The organism is Gordonia sp. SID5947 (genome assembly GCF_009862785.1).
Lineage (GTDB): Bacteria > Actinomycetota > Actinomycetes > Mycobacteriales > Mycobacteriaceae > Gordonia.
The window spans coordinates 1-14,643 of the sequence record NZ_WWHU01000002.1; the positions used below are offsets into that span (position 1 = coordinate 1).

Here is a 14,643-nt window from a genome sequence, read left to right on the forward strand (position 1 = left end):
GTGACCAGTCCTACGGCGGTGCGCCACCTTCGGGCACTCGAAGCTGCAGGCTTAGCCCAACGGGTCGGCGCTGGACGGAGCACTGCGTGGGTGGCACGTTCTGACACCTCGCTCGACGACGCGGCAGACGCGACAGGCGCTTTGGACCGGGCACAGCAGATCGGGGCGCGGTAGTTGCAGAGCGGCGATGCTGGCATGCAGAAACACGCTCTGAACAGGCCCGAAGTAAGCGTGGTCTGGTGGTGCTCCGCTCCCGGCTGACCCACCCCGACGCTGCGACAACTGTGCTGCCATTCACCACAGCACCAGCCTCGTCGCGCCGAGGCGCTGATCTGCAACGGCGCCTCGGCAGCCGATTGGCGCCGCGGGCGGCGGCTGCCGAGGATGGATGATGGAAGCCCGTTGAGCCCTTCGGAAGTCCGAACTCCCCAGCTATGTGAGCACGCTGGGCTATGTGAGCACGCTGGGCTACGTGAGCACGCAGGGCTACGTGAGCACGCAGGGCTACGTGAGCACGCAGGGCTAGATATGCACCGTAGCTAGGGTATTGAGCGTAGCTACCGTTACTAGGCGAGCTATGGAAGCTAGCTTATCTACGGAAGCTAGCAAGAGGATCGTTTGTCAGTTGTGGCGTGACGCTGCAGTTACGCAGGCTATTTCTACTTGGGCATGTCTACCGACACGCACTCTAGCTTCCCTCGCTACGCGAGCTAGCCACGGTAGCCTAGCGCCCATAGCTCTGCTAGCAACCGTGAATGTCGCCAGAATGGAGAACTCAACGATGCAGCCGCGAAAGATTGCCATCGCGAATCAGAAAGGGGGAGTCGGAAAGACAGCCACCGTGCTTGGACTTGCATCGGCGGTCAGCGCCAGTGGTGGGCACGTGCTCGTCGTTGACATGGACCCCCAGGGGAACGCGACCACAGGACTCGATATCACGGTCGATGATGACACCGCCACATCGTTTGATCTGATGTCTCACAGTCAAGAGGGACTGCCGGCGACGCGGTGATCGCGACGCCGTGGGAGCGCGTCGACCTGATACCGGCGAGTGTGGCCCTGGCTAACATCGAAGCTGACGGCGCAAATGACCTGATTTTTCGCCTTGATCTGGCATTCGAAGGCGTCGATCTCTCCCCATATTCGGTCGTTCTGTTCGATTGCCCACCAAGCCTCGGGAAGCTCCTATTTGCAGTACTTTGCGCCGCCGACGGGGTAGTGGCAGTTACTGAGCCGACGATCGACAGTGTGCGTGGCGTGGGGAATCTCGAAGAGACCATCCGTAACGTCACCCGACGGCCCAATCCCACGTTGACCTTCGACAAGATAATCCTCAGCCGACGCCGCAACACCGGTGAGCACAATTACCGTGAGCAAGAATTGCGAGAGGTGTATGGCGAGCTGGTCGCGAAGACATCAGTACCTGAGCTTGCCGCTCGCCAGGACGCGCACAGCGCGCACACGCCGATCCACAGCTTCCGGGGTGGTCGGGCCATCGCTCTGCAGTTGGCCTACTCCGACCTCCTCGCAGAACTCGATCTGAGCGAGAAGGTCAAGGAAACAGCATGAACGTCAATCGAGCACCTGCAATCGGCCGGAATCGCCATCCCGGCGAAGACCTTCCGGATCGACCGCAGCCAACAATTCACCCGCGTGGCCGAAGATCAGCCCTCGTCGTTAGCTACAACTGCCGCAGTCGTCGACGAGGTAGCCGAGGCAGGGGAGAAGATGACCGAGCAGCACAATGTTCGTATTCGCCCGAGCGTGAAGGCGCGCGCAATCCGAGGCGTGAGCAAGCTGAGGTATGAGACTGGAGATACGAGCATCAGCTTGCAGTCGATCACGGATAGGGCACTCGATGAGTATCTCAAGAAGCACGGGTGCTAGCTAGTCTAGCTACCGTAGCTAGTACTGCCAGCCTGGCAGAATCCTAGGCGCGCCGATGGCCGAAATCTCCGTGGGCCTTGCGCCGCTGCCGTCCGAATCCGCCGTGCGCCGTGTGAGTTGCGGAGTCGCCGTTGAGATGGAGGAGCGACCTTCGCGTCGTATGGTGAGGGTGGGCCTGGGTCGATTGCCGTCTTCTCAGGTCGGTAGGTGACATTCAATCTGAATAGGGGAGTAGGGACCCATGCGCATCCGAACCACTCGTGGACGTGGCCGATCCGTCGCACTTGCTATGTCAACCGCTGCAATGATTACCGCCGCGGCATCAGCGCTCACCGGCGCCGCATCGGCTCAGCCGACAGAAGCGCCTCGACTATCAGCCTATGGCGACGACATCTGGACCTTCGGCAACCACGCCAACTGTCGCGGCACAATTCATGTGAGCGCGAAAACCGATCCCGCCAACCAGGGCGAGTGTTCGTCTCCTACCGACCAAGCGCCTTTACCGGCGACGGCCCCCAATGGAGCCGCAACCCGGTCTGCACCACACGCGCATTCGCCAACTGGACAATCCCGAACGTCTATCACTGGAGTGCACCTATCAGCGCCGGCCCACGCGGCGGAAAGCCGGTGACCCAGGTGCTGCGAACCGGCGGGGGACTGCGAGCCATCGGCTTCGCAACACCAGCAATTCCGCAAAAGCCCGTGCAGTACACCCTGATTGTTCCCTAGCCCCCGTGACGAGTGCTCAGCCCGAATCAAGGTTTGTCCGTGGCGATTTGCGATGTATCCGCCGGGACCATCGTATTAGTCCAGCCAGAGTCGGTAGATAGGTGGCCGAAACATTGATGTGGCGGGTGGCGTACGAAACTGGCAGCCGCCGAAGCGTCAACGAGCGGCGCTGGCAGATTTGACGCTCATCGTGCGGCCGCCGGGCCGACCGTCGGCCGTCCAGGTCTTTCACCGCAGACGAGGCGGGCGCCGACGAGGAATGCGCCACAGAGACTGGCGCTCAAGTCGAACACCTTCCGTGACAGGGCGATTGTAAACGAAACCTAGGAGGCGGTCAGTGGCGTCGATGCTGAAGCGTTGCGGGATCGGTCTCGGCGCACTCGTTGGCATCGGCGGCGTCTACGCCGCGCCGCCCATCATCTACTCCTGCGCGGTCACCAATGAGAACTGGGGAGACTTCTGGAGAGCCGCCGCAACACCTTACGGCGCCACGACCGCAGGACTCTTCGCACTCTCGGCCGGCGGCCTGGCTTTCTACAACGGACACCAAGAACGCAAAGTAAACCAAGCCGTCGAAGACCGCCGACACGACGCAGATACCATACGCACCCTCAGGGAGCGATACACCGCTGCGGTCGAACAACTCGCTAACGACTCGACAACGATTAGCCAGGCCGGCGTCTACGCCATAGCGGCACTTGCCGACGACTGGCTCCGCATCAATCAGATCGCCGATGCCCAAGTGTGCATCAACCTGCTCTGCGCCTACCTGCGTAGTACGCCTGACGCCAGCACCACCGAACCCCCGCCGGATCAGCCGGTGCGCGACACGATCATGCGCACGATTGCCGCCCACCTCACTGTCCCCGACTCCGACCCGACGAGTCAGGCGGAGCGGAGTCAAAAACTTGGCGAGACCTCGACTACGACTTCACTGGAGCGCACCTGCACGACGTCAACCTAGACAGAGTCGTCTTCCGCGGTGAACGCACGGACTTCGCTGACGTGCACTTTCACGGGCAGCAGGCCTCATTTAGAGAGACTGAATTTCGGTCGAGCAGAACACGTTTCGAACGCGCGGAGTTCCACAGCCGAGTCGCCTCTTTCCAGGAGGCGAAGTTCCACAGCATGCACACAGCATTCTTTGAAACAAATTTCAACGGTGTATCGACCTTCTTCACCAACGCCCAGTTCCATGGTGACGCCATCCATTTCGAGGGTGCGATCTTCATGAACCGAACGGTCACCTCGTTCGCGGGCGCACAGGTGTGGTGTCGAAAGGACATCTCGTTCGATCTCGCAGAGTTTCACTCATCGAGGACTACATTCGACTCGGCGCAGTTCCACACCCCGGTTGCCACATTCGCCGACGTACAGTTCGACAGCCGCCGCACGTCCTTCGAGAATGTTCAGTTTCACGCCGACCAAACTTCGTTCATGCGCGCGGGGTTCGACGGAAAGAACACCTCGTTCCGCGGAGCCCAGTTCCTGGGCACGAGCCTGATCTTCGACGAAGCCAAGTTCCTTGCCGACACGACGTCGTTTATCGAGGCTGCGTTCGGCAGCTCAAGCACCTCCTTCAGAGCCGCCAGCTTCAGTGGGCTTGGAGCGACCTTCCGTCAGGCTAAATTCGCGAGTGACACCACGATCTTCGCATTTGTCAACTTTGAGACGACGCACCTCTGCGAGTTCGACGACCCAGGCGCGTGGAAGAACATGGTGTTCGACTGGGACGAAGATCTGAGCAAAAAGCCCGACCGCGTTGTACCTGCTGAGTGGCCTCCGCGTGTCAGTAGGCCCAATGATGAAGCCGCAACTAGCACCTAGCGTTGTCCCATCTCCTTGTCACCCGCGAGGGTCGCCGGTGACCTCTGCCGATCCAAGTTTGGATTCCAGCCGGGATAACGGAGTTCCCGCCGATGCGCCGGGGCCCGGGGGTGACCGCGATCGCGGTGGCGATGGCGGTCGTTCCTGTTGCCCATGCGGGTCAGCCGGCGCACTCGGCGTAGATGTCGGTATTGGGGGCAAACACACGATGACGGCCGAGGTCCTCCAGGGGCCCTGAGGGCACCCAAGTCAGCCGGACCGGATCAGTCCGGGTCGAGCCGTCGGAACTGGTGGTGGTCATCATTCTGTGGTAACTCGCGCGATGCTAGCGGTCGCTTTCGATCACTTTGTTTAGCCAGAGCAGACTCCCACCAAACGCCGGCGCCGCAGCCAGTAGCGACTCAGGGACTGACCGGCACGCTGCGTAGGTTAGGGCTCCCGCAGCTACCGCAACGATCATGGCGATCATGATCAGTAGCGCAGACCGGGCGGTGAGAATGTACTCAGTTGGTTTCTTCGAACCCGCCGTCATCGCGTGCTCCATTCGTTTGTATGACCAGAGGTTGTAACCTCGTAGGTCGACGACAAGGAGACACCCCACGCTATTTCCCCAGGTAGAGCCTAGAAAATTCTTTTTGAAGAAATCCGTGGGGTGAACGGTCCGGGCGTATATACAAGGTGTCGACTGTGCTTTTCCGGTCGACTCGACGAGCTTGCGAGGAGAGCGAGTGGAAAGGCCCAGCCGAGACCTGGCAAGGGATCGGCGATAGGAACGGTGCCCGAACGGAGGTGAGTGCGGGGTGGCTGGGAGTTCGGGTCCAGACGATGATCTACAACCCGCACATGGGTATAGCGCCAGCTGTGTTTGCGAAGAAGACGACCCTGGCTCCTGTGGGTGGTGTCTTGCTAACCCCGGCGATGCGCTCACGCTCTCGACCGCCGAGCTCGCGGATGGTGAAGCTACGCCGGACCAGCAGGACGAGATCTCGGAGCGAGAAGAGCGACTCCTACGACTTGCCGCGGACCGAGAGACCTTCGAACGTCTCCTCGCCGGAGGTTTCGCGGGCCGAGATTGGGACCGCTACGCCGAAGCATTGGCCGGCTACGGCATGGCGGTCATGAACGCCTGGCTATTCACTGGATACATTTTTGCGTTGACCGCAGCTAAGAATCGGCGCGTGCAACCGACCGACGAGGACCGCGACGCGCTACGCACGACACCCACGTTGCGCGAGGAGATCTCCGACGCAGTTGTGGTGCAAGCACTCATCCTGTTCCGGACGAAAGCGCTTGCTGGCAGTGGCTGGAACCCAGAAGGTGGCGCCTCGATCACCACGTACTTCATGGGCGCCTGTGTGCTGAGTTTCGCCAACGAGTTCAATCGCCACCAGCGCGCCGAGAACCGGTGGAGGAGCATCAATCGGATGGACGCCCTTCCAGACGACGCGGGCTTCATGTGGTCAACAAGCACCAGCGATCCAGCCGGGATAGCAGCGGAGAACGACTTTGTTACGCGGTTGATGGACAGCCTGTCGACCCGCGAAAAGGAAATGTTGAAACTCCACCTCGAAGGCTATGACTTCGCTGAGATCGCCGAGATCACAGGTGATAAATCCGCGAGAAAGGTGGAGGGCGTGCTCTACCGGATGCGCAAGAAACTCAAGGGCAACAATCAACAGCCAGAGGCGGAGGAGGTGACCCGCGATGAGTGAGCAACACGAGGACATAGAAGCCCTGATCGAGCGGTCATCACTAGGTACTGCGGGCGCGCGAGCTCTTCGGAAACGCACCCCGTCAGACGTCACCCGCGAGATTCGTCGACAAGCATCGATCATCGACACAACTGCACACGATGCGCCGTCCTCGCCGCCAAAAGAGACTAGCGGTACAAGTGACGATTCTACGTGGATGGCCGAACTCATCACTACAGCGGTGGCAGCTGTGGACGATAGTGATTCACGCCGATCGGGACCGGTTCAGACGGAGCAGATGTTGGCGCGGCGACAGCCATCTAATCGGTATCCGGTGAGGCTGGCGGGTGTTGAGCTGGACGAGGCGGTTCGCGCTGCAGGGCAGGGCGATCGTGTCGCGCTCACGTCAGTTCTCGAGAGTGTGAAGGGTCCGATCTTGCGCTATTGCCGAGGGCGAATTGGAGTCGGAGAGCGGCATTTGTTCTCCGCCGACCATATCGCGCAGGAGGTGTTGCTGGCGGTGTTGACAGCATTGCCCCGGTATCAGGACCAGGGCAGGCCGTTCATGGCCTTCGTATACGGGATCGCCGCCCACAAGGTCGCTGACGCCAAGCGCATCGCCGGCCGGGTCAGGGTCGAGACCGTAGTCGCGGTTCCCGAGGCGGTGTCGGCCACCGACGGACCCGACCGGATGACTTCCAACTCCGACACCGACCGCATGCTGGCGCTCCTCCGGACATTGCCGGACAAACAGCGGGATGTGCTGTTGCTGCGGCTGGTTGACGGTTTGTCGCTGGAAGAGACGGCCGACGCGGTTGGCGCTACCCCGGGTCAGGTCCGTGCCGCACAGCACCGCGCGTTGGCGACGCTCAAAGAGGAACTCAAAAAGGCGCCGGAGCAATTGTCGACAGTGCGTGAGCGCCGCGAACTGTGATGGCAGGGCACTGAGCTACTCGCTAACGACACGGGGATGATAGTACCCGCGTTTCTGGACACCGCCCGGAGTGAGAGCACGTGACAGACCCAACGGTGCCACACCGACCGCGCACCGGCCAGGGCTGGGAAAAACTCGTGGGTTCAGGCAGCATCCAACCCCTGGACAGGGAGGTTGACTGATGTGGGGATGGCTCGCGCTGATCGTGGTGCCGCTGCTGGTGTGGCAGATCGTCGGCCCGAAAGGGCTGGGGCGGAACGTATCAGTGACTCCCTTCCTGTGGGTCGAGCGCTTCGGCGATGGAGTCCAGTGTGCGCGGGCTGCTGGCCTGCCATGCAGACTTGAGGCGCGAGGCTTCCGACGGGGTGAGCGCCCGACCCAGGAGGCCTCCGAAAATGAGGGACACCGCCACGATCCCGTCCAGGGACACCTCGTCGCCAGTCGGGGGAGTGGCAAGGTATCCGCAGTCAGCCAGCGCAGCATCCAACACGACCCGGTAGGACGTGGCGGTCACCTGGGCAACCGCAACCAGGTTGTCGTGGGTCGGTAGGGCGCGAATCTCCTTGCGCCACAGGTTTAGATTCATTCGGCTCATGCCGATCTTTGTTGCGATCGCCCCATCCGACAGTCCGGAGCGGCGCTTGTAGTCGTCGACGATGCCGGCGAGGGAGTGTCCCATTTGCGGTGTCACAGTCTCACCTTCGCTGCCACTACGACGACTGTCAAGTAACGCTAGCCTAGCGGTGTAAACTGTTACTTTACATAACGTACGTTATCGGCTCTAAAAGGAGACGAGTCGAAACAGATGAGAGAACTCGGCCCTCGGCATCTTGAGTAACTGTGCCGGTCGGGTCAGCGTGCCGGTTGTCGTTGACGCTCAGCGTCTTAGTCCTCGCACGTCACCGTTGGTTTCTCCAAACAGATGAGAGATTCTCGCGTCAGTCTGCAGCCGCCAGAGCCGAGTTGGAGTGCGTAACGGGCCTAAGGTGGGTCTCGTGACAGTCGACGAGTGCGAGTCAGGAGGGCTCTCAGTGAGAACTCTCCTGCGGTCAACAGAAACGGTATGAGGGACGAGTATGACGGTACTTACGTGTGAGGGATGCGAGGAGCCGATCGAAGATGAGAGCTCCCATCTCGACTTCAACGGGGAGGACTGGCACGAGGCCTGTTTCGAGGTCAGCGGGTCCCCGTCGTATTGCTGCGGAGCGATCTACGAATCCGGTGAAGTCGTCTGTGCGAGCTGCGGTGATCCGCTGTAGCGGCTGGAAACATCTGGCATTCGCGAGGACAGCACGGCGGCTAAAGCTCCATTTCGTCCTCAGCCTCGCACCAATGATCGCCATCGTGTCCGGTCTCTAGACGACAAAACAGACCCCCAACTTCCTTCCGTCCGTACGGGAGGTACAGCGGTTTGAGACGAGAGACCGATGGAACTTTCGGACAGGTGGTGCAACGCTCTCGCCGGACGGTGACGGCGAGCAGGCGGTGCGGTGGCAGGAGGTCGCGGCAGCTTTCGGCGCGGTCTACCACCCCGCGATGGAATGGCACGCGATATCGACCGATCTCAACGCCGGCGGGAACATGTGGGGCGAGGCGCGCAGCAAACATCTGGCAAGCTGATGCGGACAACACTGCATTCATCGAGGAGAGCTCGCTCATGGCCACAGTGCGGCGCATCGTTCCGGTCATCGTGGCCGCGGCAGTCCTCGGAGCTGCTGGTTGTTCCTCAGACGACACGGCCGAAACTTCAGATCAGTCAACGTCGATGCACGCGTCAGTCGGGGCGGACGCGACCCCCACCGTCGATGCAGCAAATCCAGGTTCGACCGAGCTGGACGCGGCGGCCGTGTGCGAGAAGATCGTCGAGTTAAAGGTCGGGGCGAATTGCACAGAGTCCGAGCCCACGGGGCTCGGCATCGGCGCCACCGAGAAGTACGAGTTCGAGTTGCCGTCGGTCCCCGGCGAATCCGGCCAGGTCCTCGTGTTCTCGGACAGGGCGATCTACGACAAGACCGTCGACGCTTACGACGAGGCAGCATCGCTCGCTGGCCCGCATCGATACGGATCACCGAACGCCTTGGTATTCGTCCAGATCAATGAGGGCCTCCCGGCGGACGAGGGGCAGAAGGTCGAACAGTTGGTCGCGGGTCTCTAGAGCACAAGTCGCACTCGCGGGTCGCTCCATCTGGTTCGGCGCTATGTGACCCACAGCTGTAGTCGGACGTGTGCTGGCACAGTGAGTCCATGAGCATTACGATCCCGACCGTCCTGCAAACTGACGATCCCACCGCTGCGGCAGCGGTCCTTCGGTGCTATTTCGGTGACCCTTACCCGGGGACCGCATACACTGGCGCCACCTTCGACAATTGGGACTCCACCGGCACCAGAGCCGCGGACGCCAACATCTTCACTGCCGACGACTTCATCGCCATCGGATTCTTATCCGTCAATGCCGGCCCTGCGGCGGCACGAGAGATTCTGCGTGACCAGCGTGACGAGTTCGTCGAATATTTGACCGCTGTCGGAGTGGACCGCGACCTCGCCGACGAACCCGGCCCCATCGACCTCACCTGGCCGGCCTGGCTGCTTGACACCCGGCTCCGATCCGTGCGAGGTATCGGCACCACCATTGCGTCGAAACTGATCGCCCGCAAACGTCCCCGGCTCTACCCCATTTGGGACGAGGTTGTCGTCGACGTCCTCGGTACCCGCGGAGGGCCACACCTCGCCCCTATCCACCAGGCACTGCGCACCGATGCTGATCTTCGCCGGCGCATCCGCGGTGCCCGCACGGAAGCCAGGCTCCCCGACCACATCAGCGAACTCCGTATCCTCGACACCCTTGCCTGGATGCAGGGAGAGTCGAACAGAGGCCGATAGGCGTTCACTGTCCGTTGGAATCGGGTCGCTAGGGCCAATGATCGATCAAGTGAGTAAGTGGCGCTTCGCGTCAGCGAATTCAGCGTCAGACAGTGCCCCGGAAGCGTGGAGTTCGGCCAGCCTCGTCAACTGTGCTGTCAGATCATCAGATGCCGCGGCAGGCGGTGGGGTGCCCCTGTTCTGGCATGCGTCGGCGGCGGCTTTGAGCGCTCTGACGGACGTCAGCAGTGCACCCGATGGGTTTCTGGTTGTGTAGGTTCGAGAACCGGTGTCCACTCCTGTCACCGTCACGTAGAGGACACCGCGGTTGTTTGAAGCGAGCAGCGAGTAGCCGCCAGACGCAAATGTTGCGGCAGCACGGCCGGTCACCGACTTGCGACGCATGGAATCCGCATCATAGGAAAACCCGATCAGCTGGTCTCGGTGACTCGAACTGGATCGACCGGTCGTGAAAGTGCCATCTCGAAAGATGGTCAAATGGTCGCCACGTCCGATGGCACCTTCGGCCAGAATCCGATCGTGACGGCCTGACTGGCGGGCACCTATCCGAGGACTGGGCTGCTGCGGAGCAACCGAGCCCTCGTGGTCAGCCGCCGTTGCTTCGCTTGCGACTGGATTCTTTGCCGACACGGCTGGCTGCTCGACGGGAAGGCCTGCGGCCGCACGCACCTCATCGGCGAACTCGGCTGCGGGATTCCCCGGCTTCTCGATGAAGCCGTTGAAGTCGTTGGCGACCAACTTCTTGTACCCGTCGCGGTCATGGCGAATTATCCGAAACGATCCGCCCCGAGGTTGCTGTGCTTATACTCGACAGCTTCGATGTCGTCAAAAGCGATCACTCGCGGCGAGGCCTTCTTCTTCGCGCCTAGCGTCAATGCACCCGAGTGTTCCATCGTCACTGTGCGCAGCACAGTATCGAGCACAACCGAGCAGTGATGGCCTTCGAATCGCGTGATTGCCATGTCTGCACGCTCCTAATTCAGAAGTGTGTCCCTTTGACCAAACTCCGACCGAGTGTAGTCACACACTAGGTGTCCAATAAAAGTCGGAACTACAACCTGACGCACTTTACTGTCGGATGAAGCCACCTATTGTTACGTCATGAGAGGTGACGAGGCGCGTGTGGTTGAGGGGTTTGTGGGGTGGCTGTCCACGCAGGGGTGGACAGTGCGCACTGAGGTGGACTTCGTCGACGTCGTTGCCGAGAAGGAAGGACACACGCTCTACGCTGAAGCCAAGGGTGCGACCACCGCACCGGGACTGGACGTCAATACGGCCATCGGACAACTAGTGAGCCGAATGCCAACCGAGTTCGATGAGTGTGCGTCGTTTGCGTTGGTCGTGCGTGACGAGCGTCGATCAGTCAATGCGGCCATACGAGCGCCTCAGCGGATTCTTGATCTGCTGAGGATCTCGTTGTACGCCGTGGATGAGAACGGTGGAGTACGACAGCTTGTAGGCCGTCGTACATAGATCGGCTCGCTGGCGCCGGGCGTCACCACTCCCGACGACGTGGTGCGCAACGATAACGGTTACAGCGTGTGTATCGTCCACGCCGGTAGCTACCTCACCGCCCCCCGCAACGCGCTAGGAACCTGGCTTGATGCCATCTGAAGTGGTCTTGACTACAAACATTTCTCGCCTACTGCACTAGCTGTAAGAATGGCGCCCGAGTTCGCGCACCGGACCGTCTGCCTGGGATGCAATGACAGGCTCACACGACAGCGCTCTACGCGCCGCGCTCACGTTTGGTCATTGATCGCTGCATCTGCGGCGTTGCGTTTCACCGAATCAATACCGTTTTGGGCGGCCGACTTTGACTCATATGCCTCACTGGAGGCGATGATCTCGCCGTTCGCCGCCTTCAGCCGAAACCGGAATTTGTCGGCCCTGTCCTTGTACAGTTCAAACTTGCCCGCCACGATATGTGTTCTCCCATCAGCGTCTAATGGAGGTATGGCAGCGAGGATAAGCCCGCTCGTGTGAGCATGTCTGTGAAATGGGTAACTCGCTGAGCGGCATTGCCTATTTCAAGACTGATACCAAGGTTATCCAGTGCGTCTTGGGCGCGTGTATCTGCTCCTAAAGACCTTCAGGGATTGTCGTGTACTTGATTCCGTGTCTCTTGTACAGCTCTTTGATCGAGTCGCTGTCTGCCGGAGATCCGTAGACCGCCGCTCGGATCGCCGGACTCTTTAGGTTGAGTCCGATCAGTTCGCGATCACTCTCGACACCGATCGCGATGATCCGGTCGAAGGCATCGCCATGCTCGTCGGCGTACTGCGCCAGTGCCTTGAGCTTAGGAGCAGCGTCTCCGTAATGTGCGCCGTGCGGGTCGATGATCGACGGCTGCAGGACATCGTCAGCCAGGTGCACGAATACGAAGTCCGGCTGTACTGACTTCCACACGTCACCGGATTTGTGTGCGATCCTCAGCGAGTACTTGCCTGCGGCCGACGGATTGCGGTACCACCCCTCGAGAGAACCACTGGCAAGCTCGTGGGCGATCGTCGCTCGCTCCCAGCGGTTCTTCGTCATCTTCAGGTCCAGCGGGTAGTCGCCGCCGGACGTGGAGAGCACGTGCCGGCGCACCGTTGGGAGTGGTTTGCCGTCTGGGTCCTGAGTACCGACTCGCTCGTCATCCTTGACCTGGATGGCTACGCGCTCAGGTTCGCGACCCATGTCCTCGATGGTTTCGTAGACGCGGGCGCGCACATCGTTCAAAGCCTTGATTTCGGCTGCTTTCGTCGTCAGCCATAGGCGGGTCAGTGAGTCCGCCGCATCCTCGGTCGGGCCCTGGACGTCAGCGTCGATGAAGGCCAACGCCGCCACGCGTGCCCGGACCGAAGTGATGTCAATGTCTGGATCGCCGGCCTCGTACGCCTCGTGAATTGCCGCCTGCATGTTTCGTTGGAGGTACTTGTTCACCACTGAGGTCGTCAGCATCCGACGCAGGTGCCGCAGCGCATCGTCGACCGTCGTTGCGTCAGCGGAACGGACCTCGATCATGTTTGAGGCCTCATTGTCTCCGTGTTTGGCTGTGATGCGTCGAATATCCGCGGTCATGATCTGGTCGGTCTGTTCGTCGACGGCTTCCTGATTTGCCACAGTGACTCCGTCAAGCACTTCGAACATCGCTGCGTGCGCGGCCTTGTCCGCATCGCTCACCAGTTCGTCACGGGACAGCTCGACCGCGGCTTTGAGCATCCGCTTGATCGGCTTGGGCGCCGCGGCGGGCTTTGCATACGACGGGAGTCCGGCGATCAGCTCGACAACCCTGGCATCGACCTCTGGATTGCGAACCAATGTCGCAGGGGCGAACAATACGTTCGGCACCGGGACGTTCGACCCGCCTGCGCGCGGCGGGATGATCCCCATGATCTCCTCGGCTACCGTCTTCGCCGTCGCCTTGTCGAAGTAGGGCAGGTAGCACGCCGCGCTGTTCAGGCGATCGACGCTCGTCGACTGCGCCAGCGGAGTGCGCACCATGCGGCCGAGGAGCTGAGTGACGTAAGTGTCGTCCCTGGCCGGCCGCAATGACACCAGCACTTCGGCGCGGGGACAGTCCCACCCAGTCGAGACCGCGTCCTTGGCGACCAGCACACGAATGCGGTGATCGCTCTCGATATCCTGCGGTGCCACCCTCGGGATCTCATAACCGCCGACCTCGATTATCGCCCGATCGCCGAGAACGTGAGCCACGCAGTCGCCGGCCATGGCGGGCCAGTTCTTCCGGACCGTCTCCAGAACTATGCGAATGAGGTCGTTCTCCTCGGCGAGGCCCTTCTCCGAGTCTTTCTCACCTGCGGTCTTGTTCGGGATCTGCACCACCAGCAGCGGCAGTACCGGCTCAATACCTTCTTGCTCGCAGTAGCTGTCCCACCGCTCGCACACCTCGACAAAGTCGATTGTTGCGTCGCGCACCATTGTCGTCGAGAAGTCGCCGGCCTCGTCGGGGATGTCGAGCGTCAGAGAGTTCTTCAGCAGTCCCGACGCCTGCACATCTTTCGGCTCGATCTCGACGTTGCTGCGCTTGGTGAAGACTGAAGCCTTCTCCATAGCAGAGTCGAAGCGTTGCACTGTCGCCGAGATTCCAAGCACGATCGGGACCGCTCGGTTCACCCCGTTGCCGTTGATGATCTTCTGGACGATCGTTTGGTCGTTGCTCGACGAAGCCTTCATACCCTCATGCGCCTCGTCAAGCACCACGTAAAGCGTCTTGTCCTCGTCGGCAATCGTGTTGTCCAGAATCTCCCAGAATGTGTAGTGGCGTGAGTCAGTGTGCTTGACGAAATCGGCCGTTTTGCTGAGCTTGTCGGGATTGATGAAGTAGATCTTGCCGGTCTTCAGCGAATCGCCGGCGAAGGTCTTGTCCAGCAGTACCAGGTCGCCGGGTGGGATTCTGTCAGCGCACTCGATGAATCGCCCTCTGGTCTGTTCGTTGAGCGAGGGGTCCTTGGAGACCCACAGCACAACTGCGGTCTGATCAGCCTCGACGTCGAACTCATCGCTGCCGTGCAGCAGCGCCTCGATCACCGTTGCGGCGATCACGGTTTTTCCGGACCCGGTCGTCGACGACAGCGCGAACGTCGTCCGTTCATCGCGGCCGCGCCAGTCTTCCCTGGCGTAGCCGAGTCTTGTCAGGATTTTGTCGACGGCATCGACCTGATAGTCCTTTAGCGTGAACTTCATGGC

13 protein-coding genes and 2 pseudogenes are annotated in these 14,643 nt (G+C 60.9%); 10 read left to right on the forward strand and 5 right to left on the reverse strand.

The features are described from left to right. Positions 1 to 781: 781 nt before the first annotated feature. From GTV32_RS22680 to shbA, 6 genes and pseudogenes are all read left to right on the forward strand, one after another. Positions 782 to 1,569 (forward strand): annotated as a pseudogene (locus GTV32_RS22680) (AAA family ATPase). 1,159 nt (positions 1,570 to 2,728) lie between these two features. Then, positions 2,729 to 2,918, forward strand: a pseudogene (locus GTV32_RS24210) (hypothetical protein). A gap of 35 nt (positions 2,919 to 2,953) precedes the next feature. After that, positions 2,954 to 3,580, forward strand: a complete 627-nt coding sequence (locus tag GTV32_RS22685; protein WP_161062713.1) for a hypothetical protein — start codon at positions 2,954 to 2,956, stop codon at positions 3,578 to 3,580. 164 nt (positions 3,581 to 3,744) lie between these two features. Continuing rightward, positions 3,745 to 4,443, forward strand: coding sequence for a hypothetical protein (locus GTV32_RS22690; protein WP_161062714.1), 699 nt, complete (start codon positions 3,745 to 3,747; stop codon positions 4,441 to 4,443). Between the two features lie 800 nt (positions 4,444 to 5,243). Further along, entirely contained in the window at positions 5,244 to 6,155 is a 912-nt protein-coding gene (locus GTV32_RS24215; RefSeq protein WP_161062715.1) for a sigma-70 family RNA polymerase sigma factor, read from the forward strand. Between the two features lie 313 nt (positions 6,156 to 6,468). Further along, on the forward strand, positions 6,469 to 7,068 hold the full coding sequence (gene shbA, locus GTV32_RS22700; protein ID WP_161062769.1) for an RNA polymerase sigma factor ShbA: 600 nt from the start codon (positions 6,469 to 6,471) through the stop codon (positions 7,066 to 7,068). A gap of 262 nt (positions 7,069 to 7,330) precedes the next feature. On the opposite strand, the gene GTV32_RS22705 is transcribed toward shbA, so the two are convergent. Further along, positions 7,331 to 7,759 (reverse strand): hypothetical protein, encoded by a 429-nt coding sequence (locus GTV32_RS22705; RefSeq protein ID WP_161062716.1) that lies wholly within the window; start codon positions 7,757 to 7,759, stop codon positions 7,331 to 7,333. A gap of 794 nt (positions 7,760 to 8,553) precedes the next feature. On the opposite strand from GTV32_RS22705, the gene GTV32_RS23955 reads away from it, so the two are divergent. The 3 genes from GTV32_RS23955 (at position 8,554) to GTV32_RS22720 (ending at position 9,948) form a co-directional block, all read left to right on the forward strand. Continuing rightward, the gene (locus tag GTV32_RS23955) at positions 8,554 to 8,688 is read left to right on the forward strand and encodes a hypothetical protein (RefSeq protein WP_272918301.1); all 135 of its coding nucleotides are present in this window, start codon (positions 8,554 to 8,556) and stop codon (positions 8,686 to 8,688) included. Positions 8,689 to 8,833: 145 nt separating this feature from the next. Further along, the gene (locus tag GTV32_RS22715) at positions 8,834 to 9,223 is read left to right on the forward strand and encodes a hypothetical protein (protein WP_161062718.1); all 390 of its coding nucleotides are present in this window, start codon (positions 8,834 to 8,836) and stop codon (positions 9,221 to 9,223) included. Between the two features lie 89 nt (positions 9,224 to 9,312). Beyond that, positions 9,313 to 9,948: a DUF6308 family protein gene (locus tag GTV32_RS22720; RefSeq protein ID WP_161062719.1), complete on the forward strand. Its 636-nt coding sequence runs from the start codon at positions 9,313 to 9,315 to the stop codon at positions 9,946 to 9,948. Positions 9,949 to 9,993: 45 nt separating this feature from the next. Here the strand turns inward: GTV32_RS22720 and GTV32_RS23720 are convergent, their stop codons facing one another. Further along, the gene (locus tag GTV32_RS23720; protein WP_237422003.1) at positions 9,994 to 10,686 is read right to left on the reverse strand and encodes an SHOCT domain-containing protein; all 693 of its coding nucleotides are present in this window, start codon (positions 10,684 to 10,686) and stop codon (positions 9,994 to 9,996) included. Between the two features lie 29 nt (positions 10,687 to 10,715). Next, positions 10,716 to 10,910, reverse strand: coding sequence for a hypothetical protein (locus tag GTV32_RS22730; protein ID WP_161062720.1), 195 nt, complete (start codon positions 10,908 to 10,910; stop codon positions 10,716 to 10,718). A gap of 139 nt (positions 10,911 to 11,049) precedes the next feature. On the opposite strand from GTV32_RS22730, the gene GTV32_RS22735 reads away from it, so the two are divergent. After that, positions 11,050 to 11,421: a hypothetical protein gene (locus GTV32_RS22735; protein ID WP_161062721.1), complete on the forward strand. Its 372-nt coding sequence runs from the start codon at positions 11,050 to 11,052 to the stop codon at positions 11,419 to 11,421. A gap of 269 nt (positions 11,422 to 11,690) precedes the next feature. Here GTV32_RS22735 and GTV32_RS22740 read toward each other — a convergent pair whose 3' ends face one another. Together GTV32_RS22740 and GTV32_RS22745 are read right to left on the reverse strand one after the other, a co-directional pair. Further along, positions 11,691 to 11,870: a DUF1508 domain-containing protein gene (locus GTV32_RS22740; protein ID WP_161062722.1), complete on the reverse strand. Its 180-nt coding sequence runs from the start codon at positions 11,868 to 11,870 to the stop codon at positions 11,691 to 11,693. Positions 11,871 to 12,030: 160 nt separating this feature from the next. Next, positions 12,031 to 14,640 carry a DEAD/DEAH box helicase family protein gene (locus tag GTV32_RS22745; protein ID WP_161062723.1) on the reverse strand — a complete coding sequence of 870 codons (2,610 nt, stop codon included), beginning with the start codon at positions 14,638 to 14,640 and terminating at the stop codon, positions 12,031 to 12,033. Positions 14,641 to 14,643: the final 3 nt, after the last annotated feature.